This window comes from Chitinophaga sp. 01L420, from assembly GCF_056399985.1.
The window spans coordinates 265703-283228 of the sequence record NZ_JBFTSK010000004.1 but is presented as its reverse complement, the minus strand read 5'-3'; the positions used below and the strand labels follow the sequence as shown (position 1 = coordinate 283228).

11 protein-coding genes are annotated in these 17526 nt (G+C 46.3%); 4 read left to right on the top strand and 7 right to left on the bottom strand.

Annotation, left to right across the window (positions count from 1 at the left end; all coding sequences use genetic code 11):
- Positions 1–166: 166 nt before the first annotated feature.
- On the bottom strand, positions 167–1045 hold the full coding sequence (locus AC1DP6_RS06415; protein WP_477054088.1) for a carbohydrate kinase family protein: 879 nt from the start codon (positions 1043–1045) through the stop codon (positions 167–169).
- A gap of 115 nt (positions 1046–1160) precedes the next feature.
- On the opposite strand from AC1DP6_RS06415, the gene AC1DP6_RS06410 reads away from it, so the two are divergent.
- The 3 genes from AC1DP6_RS06410 to AC1DP6_RS06400 all read left to right on the top strand — a co-directional run bounded on the left by AC1DP6_RS06410 (position 1161) and on the right by AC1DP6_RS06400 (position 8091).
- Positions 1161–1844, top strand: a complete 684-nt coding sequence (locus AC1DP6_RS06410; protein WP_477054087.1) for a VIT1/CCC1 transporter family protein — start codon at positions 1161–1163, stop codon at positions 1842–1844.
- Positions 1845–1901: 57 nt separating this feature from the next.
- A complete protein-coding gene (locus AC1DP6_RS06405) occupies positions 1902–5699 on the top strand; it encodes a hypothetical protein (RefSeq protein WP_477054086.1) in 3798 nt (1265 codons plus the stop codon).
- Positions 5700–5973: 274 nt separating this feature from the next.
- Positions 5974–8091: a DNA topoisomerase 3 gene (locus AC1DP6_RS06400; protein ID WP_477054085.1), complete on the top strand. Its 2118-nt coding sequence runs from the start codon at positions 5974–5976 to the stop codon at positions 8089–8091.
- A 47-nt stretch (positions 8092–8138) separates the two neighbouring features.
- Here AC1DP6_RS06400 and AC1DP6_RS06395 read toward each other — a convergent pair whose 3' ends face one another.
- The 4 genes from AC1DP6_RS06395 to AC1DP6_RS06380 form a co-directional block, all read right to left on the bottom strand.
- Positions 8139–8972, bottom strand: coding sequence for an oxidoreductase (locus tag AC1DP6_RS06395; protein ID WP_477054084.1), 834 nt, complete (start codon positions 8970–8972; stop codon positions 8139–8141).
- An 85-nt stretch (positions 8973–9057) separates the two neighbouring features.
- Positions 9058–9960, bottom strand: coding sequence for an AraC family transcriptional regulator (locus tag AC1DP6_RS06390; protein ID WP_477054083.1), 903 nt, complete (start codon positions 9958–9960; stop codon positions 9058–9060).
- Between the two features lie 127 nt (positions 9961–10087).
- A complete protein-coding gene (locus AC1DP6_RS06385; RefSeq protein WP_477054082.1) occupies positions 10088–10528 on the bottom strand; it encodes a nuclear transport factor 2 family protein in 441 nt (146 codons plus the stop codon).
- 261 nt (positions 10529–10789) lie between these two features.
- Positions 10790–11332 carry a TetR/AcrR family transcriptional regulator gene (locus tag AC1DP6_RS06380; protein WP_477054081.1) on the bottom strand — a complete coding sequence of 181 codons (543 nt, stop codon included), beginning with the start codon at positions 11330–11332 and terminating at the stop codon, positions 10790–10792.
- 123 nt (positions 11333–11455) lie between these two features.
- Here AC1DP6_RS06380 and AC1DP6_RS06375 point away from each other — a divergent pair, with 123 nt between their 5' ends.
- Entirely contained in the window at positions 11456–14218 is a 2763-nt protein-coding gene (locus AC1DP6_RS06375; RefSeq protein WP_477054080.1) for an alpha-L-rhamnosidase, read from the top strand.
- Here AC1DP6_RS06375 and rpiA read toward each other — a convergent pair.
- Both rpiA and AC1DP6_RS06365 read right to left on the bottom strand, forming a co-directional pair.
- The gene (rpiA, locus tag AC1DP6_RS06370) at positions 14206–14907 is read right to left on the bottom strand and encodes a ribose-5-phosphate isomerase RpiA (protein WP_477054079.1); all 702 of its coding nucleotides are present in this window, start codon (positions 14905–14907) and stop codon (positions 14206–14208) included. The genes AC1DP6_RS06375 and rpiA overlap by 13 nt on opposite strands.
- 64 nt (positions 14908–14971) lie before the next feature.
- Positions 14972–17422 (bottom strand): glycoside hydrolase family 95 protein, encoded by a 2451-nt coding sequence (locus AC1DP6_RS06365; protein ID WP_477054078.1) that lies wholly within the window; start codon positions 17420–17422, stop codon positions 14972–14974.
- Positions 17423–17526 lie beyond the last annotated feature (104 nt).

Genomic DNA, 17526 nt, shown 5'->3' with positions numbered 1-17526 from the left:
GTCCAGGATTACACTGATTTTCCGGATTTTGTTTTACAGGATTAAAAAAGATTAGAGAAGATATAAGCGGATAATGTTTGCTTATATTTTCTCTAATCTCTTAAACTTTATAATCAAAACAAATCCGGAAAATCAGTGTAATCCTGGACAAGACAAAAAACCACTCCTACCTAACCGCTATCTGCTCCGGCGCATAATCCGGACACCCGCCCGCATAGGATGCCACCAGTGCGCCCAGCACATTTGCAAAGCGCAAACACTCCCTCGCAGGCCGCTGCCTGCTGAAGTTATGCAGAAAGCCCGCCAGGAAAGCATCACCGCTACCAATGGTATCCACTACTTTCACCGCAATACCTGGCTCTACATAGCAGGTATCGTTCATAAACAGCAACGCCCCTTCGCCCCCCATGGTGACCACAATGGTAGGAATATTAAATTGCGCAGACAATGCACGCACTGCCTGTTCTTTATCTTCAAACGGATGATACCAGCCACTGATCAGCTCCAGTTCCGCGATGTTCAGTTTCAGGATATTACATTGCTGCAGCAGCCACTCCACATGTGCACGGGTATAATGAGGTTCCCGCAGGTTAATATCCAGCACTTTTACCAGATCATGCTGCAGCGCCTGTTCCAGCGTAGGCCGGGTTACCACCTCCCGGGAACAAAGACTCCCGAACACCAGGTACCGGGTACCGGCTTGTTTTAACAGCGCAGCCAGTGCCGGCTCCCATTGGATAAAGTCCCACGCTGCCGGATATACGATATCATAATGCACCTCGCTGGGATTGGTCATGTCTGCATATACCTTCCCTGTTTCCTGTTTTTCATCTACCTGCACAAAAGCAGTATTGAGCCCAAAACCATGCAGCATATCCAGCAATCCCTGCCCCCGCCGATCCTTTCCTATCCGCGATACCAGTGATACTGTTTCTCCCAGTTTCTGCAGGTGATACGCTACGTTCATCACGGCACCACCGGGCAATTCCTTCTCCGGCAGGATGTCCCATAACATTTCACCAAAACATACGATTTCGTTTGCCATAATTTTCCAACTTTGATTAGCAGTGGTGATCAACTGCGCTTACCTTTACAATCCATACAAAGTACGATAAAGCACTTATATTTATATCATTAATACCCCCTATAAACCCGGAAAAATGCATCAGGAAGAACATTTAAAAAGCTCGGACTTTATCACCGACATGGTCATCGGCATGAGCGATGGATTGACAGTGCCTTTTGCACTGGCAGCAGGACTCAGTGGCGCGGTAAGCAGCAACAACATTATTCTTACTGCAGGTATTGCTGAAATAGTAGCCGGCTGCATTGCCATGGGCCTGGGTGGCTACCTTGCCGGTAAAACAGAACTGGAGCACTACGAAAGCGAATTAAAAAGAGAATATGCAGAAGTTGAAACAGTGCCTGAAAAAGAAATGGAAGAAGTAAAAGAGGTATTTGCAGAATATGGATTAAGTGCGGAAGCACAGCAGCTCATCGCAACGGAACTGTCTAAAGACAAAACCAAGTGGGTTAATTTCATGATGAAGTTTGAACTGGGACTGGAAGCACCTAATCCCAACAGGGCCAGACAGAGCGCCCTCACCATTGGCGCATCCTATTTTGTGGGCGGCTTGCTGCCTTTATCGGCTTACCTTTTCACGGATACGCCTCAACGTGGATTGATCGGATCTACGGCACTCACTATTATTTGCTTATTTGTATTTGGTTATTTCAAAAGCAAAGTAACCGGTCAGCCGCCAGTACAGGGCGCGTTGAAGGTCACTATGATCGGGGTGCTGGCTGCTGCTGCTGCCTTCGGCATTGCCAGATTGGTGGCTTAATTTTAAACATAAGCGCCGGAGAAATGTTAGCAAATGGTAAATCCGTTAATCAAATTCATGAAACTAAATCCCAGGTATAAAAAATGGCTCAAAATATTGCTGATTCTACTCATAGCGAGGATAGTCATCGGCGGTTTGCTCTATTACCTGGTGCAGCATAAGTTTGTAAAGATTGTTCAATACATTGTTAACAAAGAATCCGGAGGTACCTACCAGTTTGATGCGGATGATATCAATTTCTCCCTGTGGAAAAAAAATATCGTGGTACATGGCGCCCGGCTCACTGGAAAAGATACCGTACACGTCAACGCTCACTACGATGTAAAAATACCCCGGATCTATTTATCTATACAGTCCTGGCGCGCCCTGATCCTGCATAAAAAACTGTTGGTAGACAGCCTTTCTGTGATCAGTCCTTCCCTCTTCGTTCATGAGCATGTGGCACCCGGCCCACGGCAGGAAACCTTTCAGCTGTCTTCTATCGTGGAACACCTGGAACAAACTTTACAATATGTAAACGCGCGCATCGTACATCTGCAGGAAGGATCCCTTGTATACAGCAAAGTAAATGGACCACCGCCGCTACGTGTGGATCACTTTAATTTCTCTATCGTTAATTTCTCCAAAGTCACCAACGCCGACAATCATATTTTAGGATCCGAAGATGTGGACTTCTCCTTCGATCAGCAGCACTGGATATTACCCGATGGCAGGAATACCATCAGTTTCAAACGCCTCCATTTCTCCGGTAAAAAACAAGTCTTTGAACTGGACTCCTGTACCATTTTCAGCGCGGCTACTGCCAACAAAGGCGAGATGTCGCTGCAGGCAGATAAATTCTATTTCAATGCACGCCACCTCCCCGCTATTTATATGCGGCAGGAACTGCTGATCGACACCCTCGTATGTATACGACCGGTACTGAAGCTTCCCGGTAGAAAGGCCACCGTCAAAGACAAACAGGTAGTATTGGACAGTCTGCCCAATACGTTATTCAAAAAAATGAACTTCAAATATATTGCGGTAAAAGACGGGGAACTGTTACTCAAAGGAAATGTGTCTACCGGTACCACTCAAAAAACAAACCTGCGGATTTACAACCTCACAATTGCACACGATACTACGCCTGGCATCACTACCGACAGCATTGCTCTCAACTTAAATAAAATAAAGTTCTACTCGCTGGACAGCATGTTCCAGTTGAGCGTAGACGAATTTATACTGCAACGCAATGATGTTATTTTCAACAACGTGGAATACGGGCCTACGCCGCAAAACCACTCCGGGAAAGGACTAACCTTTACCGCCCCCTCCCTGCGACTGAATAATGTAAGCCTCGAAGATCTGTTGAGAAAGCACCTCAAAGCCAGTGATGCGGAGTTGTACTCCCCCCGCATTTCGTTACTGACAAAAGCAAAGAAAGGCGTTAAAGGGAAACCACCGATAGATAGCACCGCCATTAAAATGCCGGCGTTTTATCAAACCCTGCACGGCCTGAGTGAACTGATCATGGTGAATACTTTCCGTATCACAGATGGTAATGTCAACTTCAGATCCACCGGAAAATCACCGCTAACGCTGCAGTTAAAAAGTGTAAACACAGATATCCTGTTACATAATTTCTTTCTGAGTGATTCTTTGGTAGATATAAAACATGCCATGCCCAATCTGCATATCCGGGAAATGAGCGTAGCTTCCGACAAAGTAAATATCACCGTGAACAATTATGCTTTTGACGGCACCCACCGGCATAATAAAGCAGATAAACTACTGGTAACACTCTCGAATGGCAGCCGCATTGCCGGTACCGCTCTTTACTGGGAAGTATTTGACTGGGATGTATTTCAGCAGTCAAAGGATATACAGGTAGACGTGTTACGCTTCGGCACCTTAAATATACAATTGCACAATACGGCAGCAGCCAAACACAATCCCCCTAAAGATTTGCCGGTGATACGCATTGCCCGGCTGGATATTGGCAGTCTGCAATTCAGTAGCAACGGACCTTTCCTGCAAAGCAGTTTCACCGCTAATAAAATAGCCTTCCGGGATCTGCGCACCAAACAACGGTTCATTACCTGGGGAGCGGCAGCCGGGCAGTTTTACAACATTCATCATCACAGCGAAAAAATGGAGCTGGATATGGCGGCTGTTTCACTTAATAGCAATAGTACTACTGCGCTTACAAATGCTCATGCTACCCTACATAACGAACACGGATATACTAAAATAGTGCTGCCTTCCCTGAGCATACAAACAGGCATCCACAGCACGGACTTCAGTCGCGTGATGGTGCAGTCACTCACCGCCGATCATCCGCAGATAGAGATATTCAGCAATGGAAAAGAAACCAAAAAACAAACTACTACGCCCCCGCTACAGGCCAGCATTACACAACTCAATGTCAACGATGCCGAATTACATTACACGAAAGTGAATGGAAAAGATAGTAACACGCTACATACGAGTATCCAACTGGCAGCCACCAAACTCGCCCTGCATACTGGAAGTGAACAACTATTACATTACGATCATATACAACTGGAAACAACACCATTGCAATTCCATAGCACGGGCACGGATCTTTCCATTCCGCAGCTGTCGCTGCAACTAACAAAAGGACTACTCAGCAAAGACAAGTCAGCTCAGATGAATCTCCACTCCGGCGTAGCGCTGAAATGGCAGGATGTACAGCTGGCACAGCATCATGGAGATACCATGGAACTGTCAGTGAATAAGCTATCTGGCATGTTTAACAACGCAGACTTCACGTTCCGGCAGCATCATAAAGTAGCCTGGCAGTCGTTTGTTGCCAACACCACCATTAGTGAAGGCGGTGTGTTTTACCGGAACAAACAACTACATGCGCAGGCCGGCGGTATTAAAATGGATCCGGCCACCCATACTTTATCTGTCAATGATTTCAGCGTAACACCCAATCTCACTGCAGAAGAAACTTTCCGGACAGCGCGCTGGCAGCGGGATTACATCACTGTAAAAGGAGATGCGCTACAACTGAGCGGCATCGTCAACAACCAGCTGCCGGAAGATACCACGCTGCATATCCGGAGGATTACTGCTACCAATACGTTGTTAACAACGGCCAGGGATAAACGAATTCCTTTTGAACATGGCATAGAAAAATTCATGCCCACCAAATTAATCAACACCTTACCATTGGCGCTGCAGGTAGATTCTATTGTATTGCAGCAGGCGGCCGTTACTGTGAATGAGTCTTCCAAATCCACCAACAAATGGTCGGCCGTACCCATTACAGATATTAATGCGCTGATCACGCACTTTGGTAATGTACATCCTAACGGCGACAGCCTGCGGGTGCAGGCCAGCGGCAAATTACTGGGTAGCCCTATTCATTACTTTTCGTATAACGAGTCGTACAGTGATTCCCTTTCCGGATTTTACGCACAGAGTTATCTGGCACCGATGGATCTGAAAAGATTCAACGAGGTAGCCATTCCTATGGCCGCTGTGAAAGTAAGACGGGGTTATGCAGATACCATCTATTCTAATTGGTCCGGGAATAAATATGTAACACTCGGCAATATGAATTTTTATTACCGTAACCTGAATGTGCAGGTGCTGAATAAAAAGGATTCCACCCGGCAAGGCTTTATGGCTAACCTGAAAACTTTGCTGGTAAATGCTTTCCTGAGAAATGCCAACCACCGGCCTACGCGTATGTTTTTTATACGCGACCGGGAGAAGTTTATTTTTAACTATTGGGTAAAAGCAGAAACTTCCGGTATCGTAACAGCCGTAGGTGTTAAGAAAAACCGGAAGTACCTGAAGAAGTATAATAAGGTGGCGAAGAAATATTCCTTGCCGAAACGATAGCGGGGAAGAAGTTTTTATTCCCTGATCAGCGAGCCCCCTTTTTCCAGTAACTCAACACAGCCAGCATACATCTAAGTGGCAAACAGGAGGAAGGTCAATAATTTCATGAACAGAAAAGTGTTTTTAAATATTTGCATTTCTAACCTTAAATTAGTGGGTATTATTGTGTTAAAGAAGTTTAAACGAGATCATGATCACTTTAACGGTAAACACCACTTTAACCCTATTCATTTGAACTATTTATCCGACATTTGTTACCCAATTTTAATCGATTATGAAAGTTTGCATTGCTGAAAAACCAAGTGTGGCAAGAGATATTGCAGAAGTGATCGGAGCTAAACAACGCAAAGATGGCTATTATGAGGGCAATGGCTACCAGGTAACCTGGACTTTCGGACATTTCTGCACCCTGAAGGAACCGCATGATTATTACGAGCAATGGAAGTTCTGGCGACTGGAAGATCTCCCCATGATACCTCCCAGCTTCGGTATTAAGCTGATTGAAAATTCAGGCGTACAAAAGCAGTTTAAGATTATAGAAACCCTGGTACAGCAATGTGAAGAAGTCATCAACTGCGGGGATGCCGGCCAGGAAGGAGAGCTGATACAACGCTGGGTACTGCTGAAAGCAAAATGTGTAGCCCCCATTAAAAGACTCTGGATTTCCTCCCTCACCGTGGAGGCTATCCGCGATGGCTTTCTCCACCTGAAGGAATCAGAACAATACAATAACCTATATGCTGCCGGCAGCGCCCGCGCTATCGGCGACTGGCTGCTGGGTATGAATGCCACCCGGCTTTTCACCAAAAAGTTTGCACAGGGAAAAGTGGTATTGTCCATCGGTCGCGTACAAACACCCACGCTGGCCATGCTGGTACAACGGCAAAAGGAAATCAATGCGTTTGTGTCGGAGGACTATTGGGAGCTCAAAACCATTTACAGGGAGACAGAGTTCACCGCCGCCATTGATCGGCTCAAAAGCCCGGATAAAGCCGCTAAAGGGCTGGCCTATCTGCAGGAGCATCCATTTGAGGTCACCTCTTTCGAAAAAAAAGATGGTAAGGAAGGTAATCCCCGTCTGTTTGACCTCACCGCCCTACAGGTAGAAGCCAATAAAAAATTCGGTTTCTCGGCAGACGATACGCTCAAATATATTCAGAACCTCTACGAGAAAAAACTGACTACCTACCCCAGGGTAGATACCACTTACCTCTCGGAAGACCTGCACCCGAAAATTGCCGGGATCCTAACGGATATGACGCCCTACAGTGCACTCACCGCACCGCTGCTGGCGAATCCTATCCCTAAGCTGAAAACCGTTTTCGATGATAAAAAGGTAACAGATCACCATGCCATCATCCCTACCGGTATGCACCCCGGCGGTTTGCCACTGGAAGAAAAGCGTATCTACGACCTGGTAGCCCGCCGCTTTATTGCCGCTTTTTACCCGGAATGTAAAATCTCCAACACCACCGTACTCGGAAAAGTAGGACAGGTACCTTTTAAAGTGACCGGTAAACAAATCCTGGAACCAGGCTGGAAGGAAGTATATGCCAACGATGTAAAAGAGAAAAAAGAAGGCGAAGAAGAAGAAAAAATATTGCCTCACTTCGAAGTAGGAGAAAGTGGTCCGCATACTCCCAGGATACACCAGGGAAAAACCACTCCTCCCAAAGCCTTTACAGAAGCTACTTTGCTGAGAGCGATGGAAACAGCCGGTAAACAGGTAGATGATGAAGACTTACGCGAAATGCTGAAAGATAATGGTATTGGCCGGCCTTCTACCCGCGCCAATATTATTGAAACCCTGTTCCGCAGAAAATATATAGAAAAGAAAAAGAAGAATATCTATGCCACCCAAACAGGCATAGACCTCATCGATACCATACAAACGGAACTGCTGAAAAGTCCCGAACTCACCGGTCAGTGGGAACGCAAACTCCGTCTCATAGAAAAAGGCGAGTATGCCATGGAAACCTTCAAGGATGAATTGATCCAGATGGTGGTAGACCTGACCAAAGAAGTAAAAACATCCAGCTATAAGTTCATCACCATTGCGCCTGATCCGCCACCGGCACCACCGGAAAAGGAAAAGGTTAAAAAAGAACCCAAGCCTAAAAAAGTGATGGTCATCGAAGAGATGTCCTGCCCCAAATGCAAAACACATTTACTCAAAAAAGGCAATACAGCCTACGGCTGCGCTAATTTCAAGGAATGTGGATTCAAACTTCCTTTTGAAATGCTGGGCAAAAAACTCAACGACAAACAGGTAGCCGATCTGGTTAGCAAAGGGAAAACAGCTAAGATCAAGGGGTTGAAAATGCCCGGTAGCAGCGAGGAGAAAGAAGGGAAGCTGGTACTTGGAGCAGATTTTAATGTCAGTATAGAATAAAAAAAGCAGCGGAGCTTCCGCTGCTTTTTAACTAAGACCTATGCTGTTTAAATCGCCGTGTTCACGGTCACTTCTTTCCACGTTTCCAGATCTGCTTTTATGGCATCCATTTTCTGATAAGCCATACCATAAGCATCTTCACCCAGGAATAAATGCAACGGTGCATTTTCAACAGCGGCTACGTTAATAATAGCAGCTACTGCTTTCTCAGGATCGCCGGCCTGATTACCATTGATCTCATGCTGATGCGCGCTTTGTACATCGCGTACTGCCTGGTAAGCAGCTATTGGCTGTGCAGGCACACCCAATGAGCCGGAAGCGAGAAAATCAGTCCTGAAATAACCAGGTGATACGATGGTTACTTTGATACCGAATGGTTTTGTTTCGGCAGACAATGATTCAGATAATCCATCTACGGCAAACTTGGTAGCGCAATACACGCCGAATCCGGGGAAAGCGCCCGTGAAACCTGCAATAGAAGAGATGTTGAAGATATGTCCGGATTGTTGCGCCCTCATATGTGGTAATATCGCGCGGGTTACATTTAAGAGTCCGAATACATTCACGTCAAAGTTAGCGCGTACTTCCGCATCAGACAGTTCTTCCAAGCCGCCTACCTGTCCGTAGCCGGCGTTGTTAACCAATACATCTATACGGCCAAACTGGCGGATAGTTGCCGCTACGGCTTCTTTTACACTACTTTCACTTTTCAGGTCTACCGCCAGCGGGAGAAAATCGGCAGCAGTGGAAAGCTTGCGCAGCTCATCGATGCTACGGGAAGTAGCAGCTACCTTATATCCCTGAGCTAATAATTGCAGAACGAGCGAACGGCCTAATCCTTTGGAAGCGCCGGTTACAAACCATATTTTGTTGTTGTCCATGATCTTTGTGCTTTTTTTGTTAACACAAAAGTAGATCAGGAATACCTCCCCGCCGTTACACTAATCAAACCATTCATTGCAAAATTCAAACAATCCGGAAAGCACCGGGGGTAATGCTGGTTTGTTTCTTAAAAAAGTTGTTGAAATGGGCAGGTTCTTCAAAACCAAGGGCGTAACTGATTTCTGAAATATTCCAGTTGGTATGTTTCAGCAGGGCTTTTGCTTCGCTGGTCAGCCGTTCTGCAATATGTGCTGTGGTGGTTTTACCAGTGGTTTCCCGGATGGCACGGTTCAGGTGATTTACATGCACGGATAACTGCTTGGCAAAGTCGTTGGCAGACCTCAACGCAAAACGCTGTGCAGGCGATTCAATCGGGAACTGTCGTTCGAGTAAATCGGTAAATACCGAGGTGATGCGGGACCTGGCATCTGCATGCTGGTACAGCATTTCAGACGGCTGCATTTTAAGCGCATAGTGGATAATTTCCGTCAGGTAGCTCCGTAACAGATCATACTTATACACATAGTCAGAGCTGATTTCGGACAACATCTTTTTAAATAACTGTGCTACTTCTTTGTCCTGTGTTTTATTAAGTTGGTAAGATGGAATTCCGCCCGGCACCATCATAGGCAGGTCATGAATATTACTCCTGCTGGCACCTGTAAAAAAGGACTCCTTGAATATACAGAAATAGCCCAGGCTTTCTCCTGACAAGGATTCCCAGGCATAAGGTACCTGCGGGTTAAAGAATATGAGTGTACTACCCTTTACTTCTACCGTTTTATCGGCATAATGGAAAAGGTTATGTCCTCTTACCAGACTTACCTTATAGAAGTCGCGGCGACTGTATTTCACCATAACACGCCCGTCAATAATACAGTCTTCCATGCGGAATACATTAAAATGACCGATATCCTGCTGCAGCGTTTCAGGCACTGTACTGAATTTGTGTTGATAAAACTCCTGTAACGTTTCTGTCTTACTCATTTATCAAAGTTACAAAATTCAATGCGGATTTTGTCTTGCCCCGGATGACAAGGAGGCAGATGACGATTTATAAAGAGGCCAGACAGGATATCAGCTCCTGCCTGGCCGGTGGTAATGTTCCATTTACTTAACAGGCCAGCACCATATCTTCCGGTTCCCGGAATTTCCGTTCGGTGCTTTTAATCGCTACATCGTTGATGGCGGCTAACCTCCGCTGCATCAAACCATTTTCATTAAATTCCCAGAGCTCGTTGCCGTAAGAACGGAACCAATTACCGGCATGGTCATGCCATTCGTATTCAAAACATACTGCAATGTGATTGTCTGTGAAACTCCAGAGTTCTTTTTTCAGTTTATAGTCCAGTTCTTTTTCCCATTTTTTGGTGAGAAAAGTTACCACTTCTTCCCGGCCGTTGAGAAACTGATCGCGGTTGCGCCACACCGTATCCTGTGTATATACTAATGAAACTTTTTGCGGATCCCTGCTGTTCCAGGCATCTTCTGCCAGCTGTACTTTCTGCAGGGCTGTTTCGCGTGTAAATGGGGGAAGGGGGAATTTCTGTTCCATGATAGTTTAATTTAAGTAGTGAATATTTAGATAGATCGACCTGTCTATTTAAGATGGCTAAAAAAAGACGCAATAGCATCTTTTAGTTTTGAACATGCATCTTCATGCCTGCTAATACGCCTATATCCTGGCGATCAATAAGTCCCTTGCATCATCTGTTGTTGCTCATTTCCTTCACAAAGATAAAACGAATATTTTAAAAACAGACAGATCGATCTATCTTTTTTTATTTTTTAAAAAGAAGTGAATTTTCCGCGTTGCTTACAACAAACCGCTCACCACCTTCTTCGCCTCCTGCACCGGCCACTGGCTACGGTAAAGCTGACTTTCCACTATCGCAGATTCGAACAACAGGTACACATGATCTTTCACGACCTGTTTTTCTTTGGTAAGAATATCCCCCAGAAAAGCACGCAGGTCTTTCTTATGATCCTGGATCACGGTCAGCACTGCTGGATCTTTGTCCGTTGTTTCCGACAGGATATTCAGGAAAGCACATCCCCTGAAATGCTCTCTTTCATTATTATCAGCGAGGAAATCAAAGGCTAACTGAATCTTTTCCTTAGGCTTGGTGGCCTTATCTGTGAAGGCTTTTAAGCCCGCCATCCAATCCACATGACGCTGATTTAAAAATGCCAGCAGCAGGGATTCTTTGGATTCATAGTGCATATACAAACTGGCCCTGGCCACACCTGCTTCTTCTATCACCTGGTTAATACCAGTGGCGTGATACCCTTGGTTATAGAACAGGTTAGTGGCAGTTTCCAATAAACGCTGTTTCGGATCGCTTATCTTCTTTTTCATCTCACAAAGGTACAAAAAAGACAGATCGATCTATCTTTATTTCCATTTACATAAAACAGGTAAAAAAAAGGGCGACTTATATTATCTTGTCGCAGATTAATATTAATTAAACGTAAGCCGAGCATGCATTCAACATTCAGGAACCTGGTTCTTCCTTTTATTTTAATCATTTTTGTTGGTTTAACAGTACGTGGCCATGCACTCACGGCCGCCAAATACGCGGCCCTGGATGCCTGTACGCTGGCAGGTCGGGAAACTCCCCCGGACAACAGCGCCGCAGCCGCCCCTGCAGCCTTAAAATGCGAACACCTCCCTACCCCGCTGGGAATAGACGCCACTCATCCCCGCCTGTCGTGGCTACTGGCAGACAGCCGCAGTGGCGCACGCCAAACAGCTTACCTGATCCGCGTAGCAACAGACTCGCTTAAACTGGAATCAGCACCTGTATGGACCTCCGGCAAGATGAATACAGCGGACATGCTGGTAGCCTATACCGGTAAAGCTTTACAGCCCTTTACAAGATACTACTGGAGCGTGGAAGTATGGGATAAGGACGGCCACAAGTTACCCGCTACCCGTTCCTGGTTCGAAACAGGCATGGTGAACAGCAGCAACTGGAAAGGCGCCTGGATCAGTGATGACGACAATGTAAAATTGAAAGCTGCCGCCAACTTCCGAAAAAATTTCACAGCTGCTAAATCGATTCAGTCAGCACGGGCCTATATTGCGGTAGCCGGATTATATGAATTGTATATCAACGGGYAAAAAGCCGGTAACCATCGCCTGGACCCCATGTACACCCGGTTCGACCGCCGCACGCTATATGTTACCTACGATGTAACCCCACTCCTGCAACAAGGTAAAAATGCCATTTGCGTAATGCTGGGCAACGGCTGGTATAATCACCAGTCTACTGCCGTATGGAACTTCCACAACGCTCCCTGGCGCGGCAGACCCGCTTTTTGCATGGACTTGCGCATTACCTACACCGATGGCAGCGTGGAAACCATCACCACAGGGAAAGACTGGAAAACAGCACCAGGCCCTATCGTTTTCAACAGCATCTACACAGCAGAACATTATGACGCCCGCCGCGAACAACCAGGATGGAATACCGCCAACTTCGATGACCAGAAATGGCAACACGTTATTTTCCGTTCTGCTCCGTCTAAAAATATTGTCTCCCAGCAATTATATCCCATAGAAAATGTGGAAGAAATTCCGGCGGCGAATATGACCCAGCTCAACGACAGCACCTGGGTATTTGACCTCGGCAGAAACATTGCCGGCGTCAGCAAAATCCGGGTGAGCGGCGCAGAAGGCACTGTCATTAAACTCAAACATGGCGAACAGCTGGATAAAAAAGGGTTCGTGGACCTTTCCAACATAGTGGTGCATTATCGCCCTACTGATGATACAGATCCTTTTCAAACAGACATCTTTACCCTGAGCGGCAAAGGCGAGGAATCTTTTATGCCCCGCTTTAACTACAAAGGCTTTCAATATGTGGAAGTAAGCAGCAACAAACCGGTGAAGCTGACGAAGGAAAGTCTGACCGGCTATTTCATGCACAGCAACGTACCCCCTGCCGGGAAAATAAATAGCTCCGACACCATGATCAACAAATTATGGTGGGCCACCAACAACGCCTATCTCTCCAACCTGTTCGGCTATCCGACCGATTGCCCGCAACGTGAAAAAAATGGTTGGACCGGCGATGCACAGATTGCCATAGAAACAGGTCTGTATAATTTTGACGGCATCACCATCTATGAAAAATGGCTGGCAGATCATCGCGATGAACAACAACCCAATGGCGTGTTACCTTCTATTATTCCTACCGGTGGCTGGGGCTACGAATGGGGTAATGGTCCCGACTGGACCAGCACCATTGCCATTATTCCATGGAACATCTATTTGTTTTACGGCGACACTACCCTGTTATCCGTTTCCTACGATCACATACGCCGCTATGTAGATCATATCACGGAAATCAGTCCATCCGGCTTAACTACCTGGGGCCTGGGCGACTGGGTACCGGTAAAATCAAAATCGCCGGTAGAATTCACCTCCTCTGCTTATTCCTATGCAGATGCATTAATCCTGGCAAAAGCCGCGAAACTATTTGGTAATGCTGCTGACTATACGAAATACAGTACACTGGCAGCGAAGATCAAAAATGCTTTTAATGCCAAATACCTGAATACCACTACCGGTATTTATGGAGAAGGTGTACAAACAGAACAGAGTGTTGCTTTGTACTGGGGACTGGTTCCTGATAATATGAAAAGTAAAGTAGCCGCCAAACTCGCAGAAAGAGTAGCAGCAGATAACTTCCACCTGGACGTAGGTTTGCTGGGAACTAAAAGTATCCTGAATGCCTTAAGTGAAAACGGATATGCAGATGTAGCGTACAAATTAGCGGCTCAACGCAGCTTCCCTTCATGGGGCTGGTGGATCATGAATGGCGCTACCACGCTGTTTGAAAACTGGGATATCAACGCCGCCTCTGATCTGTCACGCAACCATATTATGTTCGGCGAAATAGGTGCCTGGATGTATAAAGGCATTGCCGGCATTAAACCGGATGAAGCTGCACCCGGATTTAAAAACATATTGCTGTCACCCAATTTTGTAAATGGCCTCGATCATTTTGATGCCAGCCACGAAAGTCCCTATGGCACCGTTAATTCTGCCTGGGAAAGAAAAGGCGACGCGATCAGCTACCATGTAACAGTGCCTGCAAATGCTAGTGCAGACATTTACTTTCACATCTCTCCTAAACAAAAAATATATGAAAATGATCAACCGGTGATCACACAAAACACCGACAAAGGATTACGCTATCATATTACCGCAGGAACAAAAACGTTTCAGATTAAATAAGCAGGATCCTTTCTGATAATCTCTACTCCTTTCTTTCCCGCTATGATAGCAGCATGCGCCATATTGTAGAAAAGCGAAGTTTCCAGGATACCGGGAATTTCCTTTAAACGATGATTAAGACTGTCTAATGGCGGGAAGGAACGGAACCAGATATCAATGAGCAGGTTGCCATTTTCTGTAATCACGGCCCCATCTTTTTTGTTACTCATCCGGATCACCGGATTGGCCAGTGAAAATATTTTCTTCAGTTGTTGTAGTACAAATGGTATGGCTTCCGGTATCACTTCTATCACCACCGGAAAAGTAGTATATAACTGTCCTACATATTTTGCGCCATCACCAATCAGGATAAATTTATCTGCCATAGACGCCAGCAGCTTCTCACGGGTATGTATACCACCTCCGCTTTTCAGGGCATTCAGCTGATGATCAAACTGATCGCAGCCATCAAAATAAATATCCAGTTGGGATACCTCACTGATATCTTTGGTATGAAAACCATTCTCCAGCAGGAGTTGCCGGGTATTAAAAGAAGAGGTAACCGTAGTAATACTTTTAGCCAATGTTACCTCTTCTTTCAAAAAATTAACCAGGTGCGCAATTGTAGAGCCGGCACCTAAACCGATAATTTGACCAGGTTTTATAAAGTCCATTGCTGCCTTTGCAGCCACTTGTTTCAGATCTTCCATGTCAGGATATTGAATGGCAAAGATCTGTTTTTTTTTATTATGCGATTTTTTGTCTTTCTCTGGATTATACCGTTATTCGATAGCTCATGCCTTTAGTTGTATTAAAGCTTAACACCCCGTTTTCATACTGATGAGGTACAGCTACTCCATTACGATCCTTTACCACAGCAGTTTGTGGCAACAACAATTTGCAGGCAACGCCGCTACCAGAATGGATACTTACCTCCTGCACAGTTTTGTTTTTCCAGCTAAAGTCTATCACGAAATCATTTACCGCACGCAGTCCTTTAATGCGACCGGCGGCAAACTGTTCCCCATCCGGCAGTGCAGGTAATAAGCGGATAATATTTTCTTTGCCATGGCTTTGCAACAGCATCTCTGCAATGCCTGCAGTAGCACCCAGGTTACCATCTATCTGGAAAGGCGGATGTGCGCAGAACAGGTTCGCGTACGTACCCGCGCCGGAACTCATACTGATATCGCTACCGGCCGCAGCAGGCACCCATAATTCTTTCAGCATTTTGTAGGCATGGTTACCATCACCCAAACGGGCCCAGAATGCCACTTTCCAGGCACGGGACCATCCGGTAGCACCATCCCCTCTTCTGAGCAATGTTTTCTTCGCAGCAGCAGCCATTTCAGGGGTATCCCATGGTGTAATTTCATCGTAAGGATACAAGCCGTATAACGGGGATACATGACGGTGATGCGGGTCTGCTTCTTTATAATCTTCCAGCCACTCCTGTACCCCGCCGGTAGTTGGACTGATCTGGTTAGGCGCCAGCCTGGCCAGTACTATTTTCAGACTATCGGCCCAGGCCTTATCCGTTTGCAGGATACGGGCTGCTTCCAGGTTAGCCCCCAGCAAGTCTCTGCAAATCTGCATGTCCATAGTAGGGCCCATGCAGGTTTGTCCTTCCTGCCCGTTGGGCAGTATATAAGAATTCTCGGGTGAGTTGGAAGGCGCCGTTACCAGCCACTGGTGAGAAGGCTCGGTAATCAGAATCTCTTTAAAAAAGGTGGCCGCCCCTTTCAATACCGGGTATATTTCCTGCAAAAACTTTTTATCATTGGTATACTGGTAATGTTTCCAGAGATGGGAAGCTACCCAGGCGCCACCGGTTAATGCTGATCCCCAGCTGGCTCCTTCACCGGGAGAGGTGAATCCCCAGGGATTGTTGATAACGTGTGCCATCCAGCCATTGGCTTTATAATAGGTGCGGGCGGTACGCTCACCGTATTTGGACATTTGCGAAGCCAGGGTAAATAACGGCTGGTGACAGTCGGACAGGTTGGTGACTTCTGCCGGCCAGTAGTTCATTTCCACGTTAATGTCGAGGTGATAATCGCCATTCCAGGGTGTCTGGTATTCTTCTGCCCAAAGTCCCTGCAGATTAGCCGGCATGCCGCCGTTACGGGAAGAGCTGATGAGCAGGTAACGACCAAAATTAAAGTACAGCGATACCAGCGAAGCATCTTTTTCGCCCTGCTGCAAACGTTGCAGGCGATCGATGGTAGACAAGCCTTTTACCGCATCGTTGCTGTTATCCGTGAAGGAAAGCTGACAACGGTTAAAAAAGGAAGTATAGTCTTTTACATGCGACTGTACCAGTGCCGGCCAGGATATCGTGGCTGCTTTTGTAATATCTGCCACTGTTTTCGGCAGCGGATCCGGTCCCGGTGTTTCCACATTGGGCCAGTTCATATTGGTGCGGGCAGCGATCAGCAAAATACATTCATCTGCGCCGTTAATCGTTAGTTGATCTTTGCTTTCTTTTCTGGTACCACCTTTGGAAATCACTTTCAGTACAGCGGCATATTTTACGCCGACATCTCCATTGCCTCCGTTTAAGGTCCCGCTCATGGTTAATGCACCATTCAGGAGGTTGATATTGGCCCGTTCTTTACGATATAATCCTGTGGTAAACGACAGGCTGCCAGGTTTGCTGGCCACCAAACGTACCACCGTTACCTGCTGCGGGGCAGATACCAATACTTCTTCTTTATATGCTACGCCATTCCGCTCCCAGCTCAGGGTGCTGATGGCACTATCCAGCTTCAGCTGACGCTGATAATTACGTACAGCCGACACCGTGTCTTTCCATTGAATGAAAAGATCGCCCAGCGTTTGATAGCAACCAAATTTAACATTGGCGCCGTTACCACTGCCGGAACCCGGGCCCTGGCAGATAAAATACTGCTGCAACATTTTCTGCGCCTCAATATTTTTACCCTGCAATAACAGTTGCTGGATTTGCGGCAGGTAGGCCCCCGCTTCTTTACTATCTGCGTCCTGGATGCCGCCAGTCCACATAGATATTTCATTTAATACAATACGCTCTCTGTTTGTATTTCCAAATACCATGGCCCCTAAACGTCCATTGCCCAAGGGGGCAGATGCCGTAAAATGACGGGCTGGTTCGTTGAAACGTATGGTTACATCAGATTGCGCTGACAACGTCAATGCGCCCAATAAAAGTGCAGTTTGTAGTGTGGAATATAGCTTGCAGTTCATATGCATCAAGATATATAAAATAATGTTGCAGCGGGAACGGGAAAGGCGAATTGCGAATTAGCCATTAAAAAATGTGAATTATGTATCGGAAGCGGATTTTGTCT

Excerpts from the sequence above, each read along its gene's own strand:
- AC1DP6_RS06405 (WP_477054086.1), top strand. The coding sequence starts at position 1,902 with ATGAAACTAAATCCCAGGTATAAAAAATGGCTCAAAATATTGCTGATT.
- AC1DP6_RS06385 (WP_477054082.1), bottom strand. The coding sequence starts at position 10,528 with ATGGAACAGAAATTCCCCCTTCCCCCATTTACACGCGAAACAGCCCTG.
- AC1DP6_RS06400 (WP_477054085.1), top strand. The coding sequence starts at position 5,974 with ATGAAAGTTTGCATTGCTGAAAAACCAAGTGTGGCAAGAGATATTGCA.
- AC1DP6_RS06380 (WP_477054081.1), bottom strand. The coding sequence starts at position 11,332 with ATGAAAAAGAAGATAAGCGATCCGAAACAGCGTTTATTGGAAACTGCC.
- AC1DP6_RS06410 (WP_477054087.1), top strand. The coding sequence starts at position 1,161 with ATGCATCAGGAAGAACATTTAAAAAGCTCGGACTTTATCACCGACATG.
- AC1DP6_RS06415 (WP_477054088.1), bottom strand. The coding sequence starts at position 1,045 with ATGGCAAACGAAATCGTATGTTTTGGTGAAATGTTATGGGACATCCTG.
- AC1DP6_RS06390 (WP_477054083.1), bottom strand. The coding sequence starts at position 9,960 with ATGAGTAAGACAGAAACGTTACAGGAGTTTTATCAACACAAATTCAGT.
- AC1DP6_RS06365 (WP_477054078.1), bottom strand. The coding sequence starts at position 17,422 with ATGAACTGCAAGCTATATTCCACACTACAAACTGCACTTTTATTGGGC.
- AC1DP6_RS06395 (WP_477054084.1), bottom strand. The coding sequence starts at position 8,972 with ATGGACAACAACAAAATATGGTTTGTAACCGGCGCTTCCAAAGGATTA.
- rpiA (WP_477054079.1), bottom strand. The coding sequence starts at position 14,907 with ATGGAAGATCTGAAACAAGTGGCTGCAAAGGCAGCAATGGACTTTATA.